The 13,674-nt window shown below is 35.7% G+C and carries 14 protein-coding genes and 1 pseudogene; 9 read left to right on the forward strand and 6 right to left on the reverse strand.

The window, feature by feature from the left end; genetic code table 11:
* Positions 1-83: 83 nt before the first annotated feature.
* On the reverse strand, positions 84-2,381 hold the full coding sequence (locus ACGK9U_RS13160; RefSeq protein ID WP_394466847.1) for a DNA topoisomerase 3: 2,298 nt from the start codon (positions 2,379-2,381) through the stop codon (positions 84-86).
* A gap of 223 nt (positions 2,382-2,604) precedes the next feature.
* On the opposite strand from ACGK9U_RS13160, the gene ACGK9U_RS13165 reads away from it, so the two are divergent.
* Positions 2,605-3,678, forward strand: coding sequence for an ice-binding family protein (locus tag ACGK9U_RS13165; protein ID WP_394466848.1), 1,074 nt, complete (start codon positions 2,605-2,607; stop codon positions 3,676-3,678).
* A gap of 138 nt (positions 3,679-3,816) precedes the next feature.
* Here ACGK9U_RS13165 and ACGK9U_RS13170 read toward each other — a convergent pair whose 3' ends face one another.
* From ACGK9U_RS13170 to ACGK9U_RS13190, 5 genes and pseudogenes are all read right to left on the reverse strand, one after another.
* Positions 3,817-4,032 carry a CDGSH iron-sulfur domain-containing protein gene (locus ACGK9U_RS13170; RefSeq protein WP_394466922.1) on the reverse strand — a complete coding sequence of 72 codons (216 nt, stop codon included), beginning with the start codon at positions 4,030-4,032 and terminating at the stop codon, positions 3,817-3,819.
* Between the two features lie 26 nt (positions 4,033-4,058).
* Positions 4,059-4,454: pseudogene (locus tag ACGK9U_RS13175) on the reverse strand (transposase); the annotation flags it as partial.
* A 33-nt stretch (positions 4,455-4,487) separates the two neighbouring features.
* Positions 4,488-4,754, reverse strand: a complete 267-nt coding sequence (locus ACGK9U_RS13180) for an IS3 family transposase (protein ID WP_394466923.1) — start codon at positions 4,752-4,754, stop codon at positions 4,488-4,490.
* Between the two features lie 164 nt (positions 4,755-4,918).
* Positions 4,919-5,215: a transposase gene (locus ACGK9U_RS13185; RefSeq protein WP_394466849.1), complete on the reverse strand. Its 297-nt coding sequence runs from the start codon at positions 5,213-5,215 to the stop codon at positions 4,919-4,921.
* A gap of 172 nt (positions 5,216-5,387) precedes the next feature.
* Positions 5,388-5,741, reverse strand: a complete 354-nt coding sequence (locus tag ACGK9U_RS13190; protein ID WP_209655501.1) for a 4Fe-4S dicluster domain-containing protein — start codon at positions 5,739-5,741, stop codon at positions 5,388-5,390.
* A 67-nt stretch (positions 5,742-5,808) separates the two neighbouring features.
* Here ACGK9U_RS13190 and ACGK9U_RS13195 point away from each other — a divergent pair, with 67 nt between their 5' ends.
* The 8 genes from ACGK9U_RS13195 (at position 5,809) to ACGK9U_RS13230 (ending at position 13,664) form a co-directional block, all read left to right on the forward strand.
* A complete protein-coding gene (locus tag ACGK9U_RS13195) occupies positions 5,809-6,867 on the forward strand; it encodes an acyl-CoA reductase (protein ID WP_394466850.1) in 1,059 nt (352 codons plus the stop codon).
* Positions 6,868-6,943: 76 nt separating this feature from the next.
* A complete protein-coding gene (serC, locus tag ACGK9U_RS13200) occupies positions 6,944-8,008 on the forward strand; it encodes a 3-phosphoserine/phosphohydroxythreonine transaminase (protein ID WP_394466851.1) in 1,065 nt (354 codons plus the stop codon).
* Between the two features lie 168 nt (positions 8,009-8,176).
* Positions 8,177-9,127: a D-2-hydroxyacid dehydrogenase gene (locus ACGK9U_RS13205; RefSeq protein WP_394466852.1), complete on the forward strand. Its 951-nt coding sequence runs from the start codon at positions 8,177-8,179 to the stop codon at positions 9,125-9,127.
* Positions 9,128-9,302: 175 nt separating this feature from the next.
* A complete protein-coding gene (locus ACGK9U_RS13210; RefSeq protein WP_394466853.1) occupies positions 9,303-9,944 on the forward strand; it encodes a DUF937 domain-containing protein in 642 nt (213 codons plus the stop codon).
* A 318-nt stretch (positions 9,945-10,262) separates the two neighbouring features.
* Positions 10,263-10,700 carry a DUF6146 family protein gene (locus ACGK9U_RS13215; RefSeq protein WP_394466854.1) on the forward strand — a complete coding sequence of 146 codons (438 nt, stop codon included), beginning with the start codon at positions 10,263-10,265 and terminating at the stop codon, positions 10,698-10,700.
* Positions 10,701-10,736: 36 nt separating this feature from the next.
* A complete protein-coding gene (locus tag ACGK9U_RS13220; RefSeq protein ID WP_394466855.1) occupies positions 10,737-11,039 on the forward strand; it encodes a DUF6787 family protein in 303 nt (100 codons plus the stop codon).
* The gene (locus ACGK9U_RS13225; protein ID WP_394466856.1) at positions 11,039-11,371 is read left to right on the forward strand and encodes a hypothetical protein; all 333 of its coding nucleotides are present in this window, start codon (positions 11,039-11,041) and stop codon (positions 11,369-11,371) included. The genes ACGK9U_RS13220 and ACGK9U_RS13225 overlap by 1 nt, the downstream gene beginning before the upstream one ends.
* 61 nt (positions 11,372-11,432) lie before the next feature.
* The gene (locus tag ACGK9U_RS13230) at positions 11,433-13,664 is read left to right on the forward strand and encodes a TonB-dependent receptor domain-containing protein (protein WP_394466857.1); all 2,232 of its coding nucleotides are present in this window, start codon (positions 11,433-11,435) and stop codon (positions 13,662-13,664) included.
* Positions 13,665-13,674 lie beyond the last annotated feature (10 nt).

Below are 13,674 nucleotides of genomic sequence, written 5' to 3' on the forward strand. Positions count from 1 at the left end.
AGTGTATATTTATACAATAGTAGAAATTCCTTTTTAGGCTTAAACAAGACCTCACAGGTTTTTAAAACCTGTGAGGTCTTACATTATTTAGCTGCTTTCAAAATACTAAAAACCAATTCCTTGGTTGGTTTCTGTCCGTTTATTTTTTCTCTTACGGTATCAAAAGTTACTTTAAAGTCGCATCCTGATTTATAGTTACTGCACCCATAAGCCGTCTTTCCTTTTATTACGGTACCTTTCTCACACTTGGGACAGATCAATTCATCAGGAATTTCCTTGGGCTTTTCCGCTTTTCGCTTTGGCTCAAACTTAAGCTTGAAATTTTCATCAAAACGCAACAACCCCTCCACAGTACCCGTACTTATTTTAAAGTCCTTTAAATTCACCGTAGAACCTTTTTTAAGCAACCTAATGTATTGCTTCTCCGATATTTTTTTATCTGCATAGGTAAACGGCAACACAAAATCGCAGCCTGCTTTGTAATTACCACAACCGTAAGCCGATTTCCCTTTTATAATGGTGGCCTTTTTGCATTTAGGACACTCTTCGGCCAAAATACCTGCTGCTTTCTTTTTCTCTGCTTTGGCTTGCCTTTTTTGAACCGTGGCCGCATGCGATATGTTAGCACGTGTGGTTTCACTACACACTTCGTACACCAAAGCATCTACCATGCGTTTCATGTTGTTTATAAAGGCACTAGCGGTAAACGCGCCTTTCTCAATATCCTTTAATTGCTTTTCCCATGAGCCCGTTAGTTCTGCTGATTTCAACAAATCGTTCTGAATAGTATCTATCAACTGAATGCCCGTTTGGGTTGGCAACACTTGTTTTTTATTTCTAACAATGTATTTACGCTTAAAAAGGGTTTCAATAATGTTCGCCCTTGTAGAAGGACGTCCAATACCGTTTTCCTTCATCAAATCGCGCAATTCTTCATCGTCTACTTCTTTACCTGCGGTTTCCATAGCCCGAAGCAAAGAAGCCTCTGTAAACTGATTGGGTGGTTTGGTTTCCTTTTCCAAAAACGAAGGCTCATGTGGTCCCTTTTCGCCCTTTACAAAGGTTGGCAATAAATCGGGTTCTTTTTCTTTAGCGTTTGGGTCTTCAAACACCACACGCCAGCCTTTTTTCAATATTTCTTTTCCTGTGGTCTTTAATGATACGTCGGCTGCTTTTCCAATAACGGTAGTGTTGGATACATCACAATCATCATAAAACACCGCAATAAAACGCTTTACAATAATATCGTACACCTGTTGTTGGCTGTAGGGCAAATTACTTTGCATGCCCGTTGGAATAATGGCATGGTGATCGGTTACTTTTTTATCGTTAAAAACCTTGGGCGATTTTTTTATCTTTTTTCCTAAAAGCGGTTGGGTTAAAGTAGCATAATTAGTCAGTTTTTGTAAAATGCCCGTTACTTTTGGATAAATATCGTTCGGTAAAAAGGTGGTATCTACTCTGGGGTAGGTAATTACTTTTTGCTCGTATAGGGTTTGGGCAATTTTCAAGGTATCTTCTGCTGAAAACCCAAACTTGGTATTGCAATACACCTGCAAGCCTGTTAAATCGAAAAGTTTTGGGGCATACTCGTTGCCTTTTTTCTTTTCAATAGATACTATTTCAAAATCGCTTTCCTTTACTTTATTGGCCAACAGTTCGCCGTCTTCCTTGTTTAAAAAACGCCCTTCTTCATAACTAAAAAGCGTTTCGCGGTACATGGTTTGCAATTCCCAATACGGCTGCGGTTTAAAGTTTTCTATTTCCTTAAAACGATTGACCACCATCGCCAAGGTTGGCGTTTGTACACGCCCAATAGACAATACTTGTTTGTAACCACCATGTTTTACGGTGTACAAACGGGTAGCATTCATACCCAATAACCAATCACCAATGGCTCTGGAAAAGCCTGCGTAGTATAAATTATCGTAGTTGGCAGATGGTTTTAAATTTTCAAAACCTTCTTTAATGGCTTCGGTGGTTAAGGAAGAAATCCATAAGCGTTTTACTTCGCCTTTGTATTTTGCCTCGTTCATTACCCAACGTTGAATGAGCTCTCCTTCTTGCCCAGCATCCCCGCAGTTTATAACTACTTCGGCTTTATCAAATAGACTTTTTACTATTTTAAATTGCTTTTGGATGCCCGAATTTGCCACCACTTTGGTTTCAAATTTTTCAGGAAGCATGGGCAGGTTGTTTAAATCCCAGCTTTTCCAATAGGGCTTATAATCGTTGGGTTCTTTTAAGGTGCATAAATGCCCAAAAGTGTAAGTTACTGCATAACCATTACCCTCGTAATACCCATCGCGTTTGGTATTCGCACCCAATACGGAGGCAATTTCGCGTGCTACACTTGGTTTTTCGGCTATACAGACCTTCACTTCTTTCCTTTTTAATTGAAGCCGCAAAATAGGAATTTAGAAGTTGGTTTAAAAAAGGAATTGTTAGGAGTTATTAACGGATTTAATTGGTTCTAGAAGTATTCGTTTACAAACTAGTTCCATGAATCATGTAACTCAATAAAAATATTGTGTAACACCTCCGTAAATTAAGAGCCTACCTTTGACATGTGATATATTTCACACCCAAATAACAAATAAAAATATGAAAATTAGAACAATTTTAATGTCCCTATTCATGGTGTCAGTTATCTTATTCACTAGTTGTGATAATAATGATGACCCTAATAATGAGCCACCTGCAACTATTAATGAAACCTATCCTACTAATAATACAGCGGGTGTTTCACGTAATGCAGTTATTACCGCCACATTCAGCGAGCCAATGAATGCATCAACTATCACGACTTCCAGTTTTACTGTAAAACAGGGAACAACGAATGTTTCTGGATCGGTTGACTATTCTGGAAATATCGCAACCTTTACGCCAACAAATAATCTTTCTGCTGGTAAAATTTATACAGCCACCATCACTAGAGACGTAAAAAACCTTGAGGGTAAAGCTATTGCTGCCAATATGGTTTGGAATTTCACCACTGGCGGTACTTTAACCACGCTTAATGCCGTAAACCTTGGTGCATCAGCAAATTATGTTGTTTTGGCTAAAACAGCCATTAATAATTCTTCTACTTCAACCATTGTTGGTGATTTGGGATTAAGCCCTGCTGCAACATCTTATGTTACGGGATTAGCTTTAACCAATGCCACAGGCTATGCAACATCGGCACAAATTACCGGTAAAGTATTTGCGGCTGATATGGCTGCTCCTACCCCTATTAATTTAACTACAGCTGTTGAAAATATGATTACTGCTTACAACGATGCTGCGGGTAGACCTTCACCAGATTTTGTTGAATTTGCAACAGGAAACATTGGAGGAAAAACACTTTCACCAGGGCTTTACAAATGGACCAATTCTGTGACCATACCTTCGTCAATCACCTTTTCTGGTACAGCTACGGATGTTTGGATTTTACAGATTGCAGGCAACCTCAACATGAGCGCCGGTATTAATATAACTTTAACCGGAGGTGCACAAGCTAAAAACATTTTCTGGCAAGTAGCTGGTGATGCTACTTTTGGAACCACGTCACATTTTGAAGGTATTTTACTTTCAAAAACAGGAATTACATTGCAAACAGGAGCGAGCATGACAGGTAGAGCGCTAGCACAAACTGCAGTTATCCTTGACGGAAGTTCAGTTACGAAACCGCAATAAGGGATAGCACAAGTAAATTATAATAACCTAAGAGATGAGCCTTTCGGTTCATCTCTTTTTTTTTTATGGATTTAGATTATATATTGAATTTGAAATCAACGATTTAGACCTAGTTTTGAAGTGGCATTTTAGCCGTTATTAACGGGTTTTCATAGGTGGCAAATCAAACGCTTTGGCGTCATGCTCAAAATGGTTGCGGTGTGCGCCATCGCAAAAAGGCTTGTTGGCTGAGTGCCCACAACGGCAAATGCCCAATACGTCTCTACCTTGTAAACCATATACATTGCCTTGGCTATCTACTATTTCAAAATCGCCCTCTACTTTTACAGACCCGTTGCTGTTTGGACTTACAATAAAAAGTCGGACATTTTTTTTAAGACCTATGCTACATTTTTAAATTGATAAAATTCTTGTTCTACTTCATAAGGAGTTTTATACCCTAAAAAAGAGTGTAAACGTTTTCTATTATACCATATTTCGATGTACTCAAAAACAGCAGTTTTAGCCTGTTCTATAGTTTTAAAATCACCATCATAAATAAGTTCTACCTTCAATGTTTTAAAGAATGATTCAGCAACTGAATTATCCCAACAATTTCCCTTTCTACTCATAGATTGGGTTACCAAAGGATTGGATTTAATAAAAGTTCTAAATGTTTTTGAGGCGTATTGTATTCCTCGATCAGAGTGAAATATTAAATCCATGTTTATGGTACGCTTGCTTACAGCCATTTTCCAGGCTGGAATTATAGTTTGATCGGTATGTAAACTTGTACTTAATGACCAACCATTACCTGCCTATCAAACAAATCAATAATTGTTTAGGTATAACCACCCTTGATTAGTTTGAATATAGGTGATGTCGCTAACCCAAGCTTCATTTAATCTACTGGGATTAAAGTTTCTGTTCAATAAATTTCTGCAAACCGGATAACTGTGATTGGAATTTGTGGTAGCTTTAAATTTTCTTTTGTGTTTGCTTACCCAATTGTTAGACCTCATAATTTTAGCCACTCTAAACCTGGATATACAGTAGCCTTTACGTTTAAGTTTTTCTGCTATTCGTGTAGAGCCTATCGTTTTTTACTCTGGTCAAATTCCTTTTTAATCAAATCCGTAAATAAGCTAAGTTCCAATCTTCGTTTTGATGGTCCAGCCGTATACCACCTATAAAAACTACTCCTACTTATTTTAAAAACCTTGCACATCCTCTTAGGTAGGATATAAATGTTTATAGCTGGCTATAAATCCATAGATTTCCCATCGCTCTTGGAGAAGATGTACACGGCCTTTTTTAATATCTCAAGTTCAAGTTCCTTTTCTCTAAGAGCTTTGCGCAGTCTTTTAACCTCTAATGTGTCATCAGGTACTGCTTTTTCTGGCTTAGGAGATATTGTTGTTTTGGCTGCCTTTCGCCATTTATAAATCCTTTGGACTTCTAAACCCAACTCGTCTGCTAATTCTTTTATATTCTCGCGTTGATAACTTAACCGAACTGCTTGCTCCTTTAATTCAGGTCTGTAATATCGTTTTTTCATGTTTCTAAGATATTTGTTTTATAACAAACAGTCTTAAATTTTATGTCCGAGTAAAGGTAGCAACTCCAAGTTAGGGACGCTAACTTTAAAGCACAAAAAAAATCCCAAGCAAAGCTCAGGATTTTATATTATTTTAATTGATAATTATTAATTACCAATTGTTAATTGTCCATTACCCTTCTGGGTGCATAAAGCGTTGTTTAGCTAAAAGCTCCTCTTCGGTTTCTACATGGTCATCATCAGGCACACAACAATCTACAGGACATACCGCAGCACATTGTGGCTCATCATGGAATCCTTTACACTCGGTACATTTATCGGGTACAATGTAGTAAATCTCATCGCTTACAGGTTCTTGTGCTTCATCAGCATCCACCTCTGTACCGTTGGTTAATACCACTTTACCTGATAAACTGGTACCATCTTTATAGCGCCAATCGTCTGCGCCTTCATATATTGCTGTATTTGGGCACTCAGGTTCGCAAGCACCACAATTTATACATTCGTCTGTTATAATAATTGCCATAGTGTATTTTCTTTCTAACTTTGTATTCGCAAAAATAACGCCAAAAGTATTCATAACCAAATTAAGCATGCAATTACAACAAAGAATTTACGCATTTGTGAAATTAGGAGATTTTTTAAGTCAATTTTCTAATGAAATTATTCAAAAGAAAAATAATATTGAACACAACGACATATTCTTTGAAGGTTTTAAACATCAATTAAAATTGGCAGAAGAACACAATGGCTGGTTTACAAAGGAAAATATAGCCTTTGCCATAAGCGGTTGGGTAGCTTCTTTAACCCAAGAAAATTTAACCAAATGGCTTGACCCTTATAATATGGGCACCATTACCCCAAAACAAGTGGCCATTATTATGGCTGGAAATATTCCGTTGGTAGGCTTTCACGATTTTTTATCAGTGCTCATTACAGGGCACGATGTTTTGGTAAAACAATCATCAAACGACAAACACCTCCTACCCTTTTTGGCTAAATATTTAGAATTTGTGGAACCCGGGTTTAAAGGAAAAATTACGTTTACCGAAGATAAAATAGACAATTTTGATGCGGTCATTGCCACGGGCAGCAACAATACGGCACGTTATTTTGAATACTATTTTAAAGGAAAACCATCTATTATTAGAAACAACCGGAACTCGGTAGCTGTTTTAACAGGACAAGAAACGGAAGACGACCTAAAAAACCTAGCGGAAGATATTTTTAGATACTACGGGTTGGGTTGCCGTAACGTTTCAAAACTTTTCATCCCTAAAGATTATAATTTCGATGCCTTTTTTAATGGCATGTACCACTGGCATCCTATTATTGATAAGGCTAAATATGCTAACAATTACGACTACAACAAGGCGGTGTATTTAATGAGCGAATTTGATATGCTTGAAAATGGGTTTTTAATGATTAAGGAAGATGCCAGTTACGCATCGCCCATTGCCACCGTTTTTTATGAGTACTACAATAACATTTCAGAACTAAACGAAAAGCTTAAGGCAGATAGCAGCCAAATACAGTGCATCGTTTCTAAAGGTTTTACAGAAAACGAAATAGCTTTTGGTGCTACACAAAAACCTGAACTTTGGGATTATGCGGATAGTGTTGATTCTATTGAATTTTTGTTAGCAATTTAATAAAAAAATTATTGAATTTTTACCTTAAAATTTCTAATTAATTAGCAACTTTGCATCTTTAAATTCAACAACACAAATGAAGAAACACAACTTTAGTGCAGGACCAAGTATATTACCACAAGAAGTCATCCTTAAATCTTCTCAGGCAGTGCTTGATTTTAATAATGAAGGATTATCTATTTTAGAAATATCCCATAGAAGCAAAGCTTTTATTGATGTTATGGAACAAGCCAGAGCATTGGTTTTAGAGCTTATGGGACTTGAAGGTAAAGGCTATAAAGCATTATTTTTACAAGGTGGCGCAAGTACACAATTTTTAATGGTTGCCATGAATCTTTTAGAAAAAAGAGCCGGCTATTTAAATACAGGTGCGTGGAGTGCTAAAGCTATTAAAGAAGCTAAGAAATTAGACGATATTTACGAAGTAGCATCTTCTAAAGAAGCTAACTTTAATTACATTCCTAAGGCTTACGACATACCTGAAGATTACGATTATTTCCACTGTACATCTAACAATACCATTTTTGGTACACAAATGAAAGCGTTCCCTAACTCACCAATCCCTATGGTTTGCGATATGAGTAGCGATATTTTTTCACGTCAGTTAGATTTTTCACAGTTTAGCTTAATATATGCTGGTGCTCAAAAAAATATGGGGCCTGCAGGAACTACATTGGTTGTTATTAAAGAAGATATTTTAGGAAAAGTTTCTCGCAACATTCCTTCAATCATGGATTACAAAATCCATATTGAAAACGGTAGTATGTACAATACACCTCCAGTATTTTCGGTTTACACATCTATGCTAACTCTAGAATGGATTAAAAATTTAGGTGGTATTAAAGCTGTTGAAGAACTTAATGAGAAGAAAGCACAAGTAATGTATTCTGAAATAGATTTAAACCCATTATTCAAAGGTTTTGCTGCAAAAGAAGATCGTTCGTTAATGAATGCTACGTTTACTTTAGAAAACGAAAATTTAAAGGAAACTTTTGAAACCATGCTTAAAGAAGCTGGCATAAGCGGTGTAAACGGACACAGAAGTGTTGGTGGATACAGAGCATCTATGTACAACGCCTTACCAATTGAAAGTGTAAAAGCACTTGTTGAGGTAATGAGCGAATTGGAAAGCAAAGCATAAAATTAGTTTGCAGTAAGCAGTAACAGTTTTCAGTGCTTACTCAAAATTGAAAAACAAAAATTATAATTTTTCGCGTTAGCGGAAATAAAAAATAAAATTAATCAGAAGTATAAAGTATAATCGTTCTCGAAACTTTTAACTTTTAACTTTTAACTTTTAACTAAAAAAATGAAAGTATTAGCAAACGACGGTATTTCACAAACTGGTAAAGAAGCTCTTGAAAAAGGAGGTTTTGAAGTGATTACAACAACCGTAGCACAAGAACAATTAGCAAACTACATAAACGAAAAGCAAATTGACGTTTTATTGGTGCGCAGTGCAACCACAGTACGTAAAGACTTAATTGATGCTTGCCCAAGCATTAAGATTATTGGTCGTGGTGGTGTTGGTATGGATAACATTGATGTAGATTATGCAAAAGGCAAAGGACTACATGTTATCAATACACCGGCTTCTTCATCACACTCTGTAGCTGAATTGGTATTTGGTCACTTTTACGGATTAGCACGTTTTTTACATAACTCAAACAGAGATATGCCATTAGAAGGTGATGCTAACTTTGGAAAACTTAAAAAAGCATACGCTAAAGGTGTTGAATTAAAAGGAAAAACTTTAGGTGTTTTAGGCTTTGGACGTATTGGACAAGCCACTGCAAAAGTAGCTTTAGGTGCTGGTATGAAAGTTATTGCGTTCGACCCATTTTTAGAAAAAGCTAATTTAGAATTAGAGTTTTTTGATGGTCAAAAAGTAAATTTCGAAATTAAAACGATTTCTAAAGAAGAAGTTTTAAAACAAGCTGATTTTATTACGTTACATGTTCCTTCTCAAAAAGAGTACGTTATTGGTACTCCAGAATTTGAAATGATGAAAAAAGGTGTGTTTATTGCAAATGCAGCGCGTGGTGGCGTGGTAGATGAAGTCGCTTTAGTTAAAGCTATTGAAAGCGGAAAAGTAGCTGGTGCTGCTTTAGATGTTTTTGAAAACGAACCAAAACCAGAAATGCAATTATTAATGAATTCAGGTTTATCGCTAACACCTCATACAGGTGCAGCTACAAACGAAGCCCAAGATAGAATTGGAACCGAATTAGCGGAACAAATAATAAGCATCTTAAAATAGGAAACAATAAAAATTGTGACCTTATAGATTTAATGGAGTCCTAACTTGTAGTTAGGACTTTTTTTGTACCTTGAAATGCCAACTTTTTAAAAAGTTAAAAGTTAAAAGTTAAAAAATCATAAATCGTGAATCGTGAATCACAAATCGTAAATCATAAATCATAAATATAAAAATCATGTCAGGAATTTTAGACCTATTAAACAGTGATCTAGGAAAAAACATCATCAATGGTGTTTCAAATCAAACCAATCAACCACAAAACAAAACGCAAGAAGTGTTAACCATGGCATTGCCTGTTTTAATGGCAGCCATGAAACGTAATGCGGCAACACCTCAAGGCGCAGAAGGATTACTTGGCGCTTTAAATAGTGGTAAACACGATGGCAGTATTTTAGAAAATCTTGGAGGTTTATTTAGTGGTGGTGTAGACGCCAATGTTTTAGAAGATGGAAGCAAAATACTTGGGCATGTGTTAGGTGGCAAACAACAAGCCGTTGAAAAAACTTTAGGAGCTAAAGCTGGCATGGATGCCAATTCGGTAGCACAAATTTTAAAAGTAGCGGCTCCCATACTTATGGGGGTTATAGGAAACCAAGCCAAAAAACAAAACGTAAACAGCACCAGTGGTATTGAAGGATTGTTAGGCGGGTTACTTGGTGGCAGCTCTGCTAAAAACGAGCAAAGCTTTTTAGAATCTATTCTAGATGCCGATGGCGATGGCAGTGTTATAGATGATGTTGCTGGTATGGTTTTAGGCAGTTCTAAAAAGAAAGGCGGACTTGGTGGTTTACTAGGTGGACTTTTTGGAAGTAAATAAAAACAACTTTATACATTATTCAAAAGAAGCTGTTTGAAAAGTATCAACAAGTGTCATTCTGAATTTATTTCAGAATCTTAACTCGTTGATAATCAATATTTATTAGAAACTGAAACAAGTTCAGTTTGACAATATATAGACTTTTCAAACAGCTTCTTTTTTTATTAAATCAATTCAAAAACAAGCATTTAAGGAATGATTTTTGTAATTTTAAGTAAAAAGAAAAGACTATGTTACTAACTCAAAAACAGGGTTTACTCATTCATGCTTTTATAAAAGTACATTGGGTAGTAGTTTTGGATAAAAAAACTTAAAACGATGAAATCAATTATATTCATATTACTCATTTGTGGTTTTGCTATTGGTTGCAATACTACAAGGTCCAGTACTTCTAATAAAAATGAACTGTTACAAAATACCAAGTTTAGCGATACCGTTAGCATTTCTAATGAGGAATTGGAATACGAAATCATTATTATAGAACCGGGTTTTAACTCTTGGTTAGTAAGTATTGCTAAACCTGAAGGCTACTACTCACAACAGTATTTAGAAAACAGAAATTTAATTTATGTTAATGAATGGAACAATCGTGTGATACAACCGCAACGCTATAACCCCAATTTATACGAAATGCAAATTGATTATCAGAGCGGTATCGATTATGGTTACGAAGTAAACTACAAGTTGTATAACTATTTTATTTATTTTCAAATAACATACAACCAAAGATTAGGGCCATTTATTCCTCGAATTTAAACTTGTTTACTTACTTTTGCACCATAAATAAGGTTTGTGGAAAAATTAAAAGAACGCTGGGGCATTGAACAGAATTGGCAAATAATCATAATTTTGATTGTATTTGCCATTACGGGTTCTACCGCATCATTTATTGGAAAGCCCATATTAAATTATCTAAACATTACTTCTGAAAACTTTGGAAGCTTTGGCTATTGGGTGGTTCGTATTGTTTTACTATTCATCATGTACCAATTTATGCTGGTTTTCTTTGGCTGGTTATGTGGGCAACATAAATTTTTCTGGAATTTCGAAAAAAAGATGTTAAAACGCATTGGCTTTAAACGTTTTGTAGATTAATGCAAAAGGTACAGGAACATATCGCATTTAAAACCATCACAATAATGCTCGCATTGTTGTTGTTAGTTCCTGCTGGTGCTAAATTTGTCCATATTTTTGCACATCATAAACATGATATTTGTAAAGGTGAAAAATCAACACATTTACATGAAATAAATACGGATTGTGATTTTTACAAATTCAAATTAAGTACGTCTTACAATATTACTTTTTTTAACGTTGAATTAATTTCTCCTAAGGAAAGTACTTTAGAAATTGTTTCCCAATATCAATTTTTAAGCAAGTTTCAACGTTTACAAACAGCACTCCGCGGGCCTCCTTCTTTAATTTAATAGTTCAAAATTCACTGAAAACCATTCAGTTAAAAACATTATTAAATTAAAAAAATACTACATGCGAATATTATTAAATACGTTGCTATTCCTAGCAATTACAAACTTATATGCACAAAATTCAATAACAGGAACCGTTGTTGATACCAATACAAAACAAGGTTTAGTTTACGCTAATGTCTATTTTACAGAGATTGAAAAAGGCACAGCAACCGATGAAAACGGTTTTTTCTCATTAGAAAATATCCCTTCGGGACAATATAAAGTTTTGGTTTCCATTTTAGGTTATGAAACAAAATCGGTTAACGTAAACATTCCCAACACCACAAATTTAGAAATAGCATTAACACCTTCAGCCATTGAAATGGAAGCCGTAATAGTTTCTACGCCGTTTCACAAACTTCAAAGCGAAAATGTGATGAAAGTAGAACACGAAACCATGCAAAATTTAAAAGCGAAAGGGGCCATAAATTTATCGGATGGAATTACAAACATTGCAGGTGTTGAAAGTGTAACAACTGGTTTAAGTATTGGAAAACCTGTTATTCGTGGGTTAAGTTCCAATCGGGTGTTGGTTTATGCCCAAGGGGTACGTTTGGAAAACCAACAATTTGGAGACGAGCACGGTTTAGGGCTAAGCGATTCGGGTATTGAAAGCGTTGAAGTTATCAAAGGCCCCGCTTCCCTACTCTATGGTAGCGATGCGCTTGGTGGGGTGCTTTATTTAAACCCTGAAAAGTTTGCCCAAAGCAATACTTCAAATGCCGATTTTAGTGGCAATTATTTTAGCAATACCCAAGGGTTCAATACCAATGCTGGATACAAATCGTCCGACGAGCATTATAAATTCCTGTTTAGAGGAAGCTTAACCGAACATGCCGATTACCAAACCAACGACTATCGTGTTACCAACACACGTTTTAGAGAGCAAGATTTTAAAGCTGGCTTGGGTTACCAAAAAAACAGTTTTAAAACAGAGTTTCGCTACAATGTAAACAATTCCAAATTGGGAATTCCTGAAGATATTGGCGAACAATCTACAAACAAAACACCCTTACTTCCTTTTCAAAATATAACAAACCATCTGTTCAGTTCAAAATCGACTGTATTCTTCAAAAACTCTCGTTTAGATATTAATTTGGGATACATTTATAATGATAGAAAGGAGTTTGAAGAACACCACCATCACGAGGAAGATGAACATGAGGAAGAAGAACATGAGCATGATGAACATGAAGAAGAAGCATTAGAAGCAGCGCTTCACATGAAGTTAAAAACCGCTAATTATGATATTAAATACAACCTGCCAAAACTAGGGAAGTTTGAAACCATTGTTGGTGTACAGGGTATGAACCAAATAAATACCAATTACGGCGAGGAACAATTAATTCCAGATGCTACTACAAATGATATAGGAGTGTTAGCAACCTCACACATTCATTTCGAAAAAGTAGATGTACAATTAGGTGCGCGTTTTGATAACCGAAGTTTAGATGTTGCCACAGGTTTGCAAAAAGATTTCAACAGTTTTAATGGTGCTTTAGGCTTTAAAACCAATATTGCCAACAACATTACGGCTCGTGTAAATTTTGCGTCTGGGTTTAGAGCGCCCAATTTGGCTGAGTTAACTTCCGACGGGTCCCATGAAGGCACCAACCGCTATGAAATTGGAAATCCTAATTTGGATAATGAACAAAATTTCCAATCGGATGTCGCGTTAGAATTTAAAAATGACCATGTTGAGTTTTTTGTGAATGGATTTTATAACAAAATCAACAATTACATTTATCTATCGCCCGATGGGACTGAAATTGATGGGGATCCGGTTTTTGTTTATCTACAAAACGATGCCAATTTATATGGTGGTGAAGTTGGGCTGCACATACACCCGCACCCTTTAGATTGGTTGCATATAGAATCGAGTTTTGAAACCGTAACCGGAAAACAAGCCAACGATGATTACTTGCCGTTAATTCCCGCAAATTCATTAACAAATATTTTAAGGGTTGAATTTGAAAAACCGTGGTTTAAAAAAGGCTATGCCTTTATAAAATTAACAACCACGTTTAACCAAAATAACATAAGTGCTTTTGAAACCAGTACGGATGGTTATAATTTACTAAGTGCTGGATTAGGTGGTAGTTTCAAACTGTTTAATAATGAAGCTTCTATTACTATATCTGGAACTAATTTAACTGATAAAACCTATATAAACCATCTATCACGTTTAAAACCCGATGGTATTTTCAATATGGGGAGAAATATAACTATTGGATTAACTTATAATTTGTAAATTTATAAAC

Origin of the sequence: Mariniflexile sp. HNIBRBA6329, from assembly GCF_043558645.1 — a bacterium.
In the GTDB taxonomy this organism is placed as follows: Bacteria; Bacteroidota; Bacteroidia; order Flavobacteriales; family Flavobacteriaceae; genus Mariniflexile.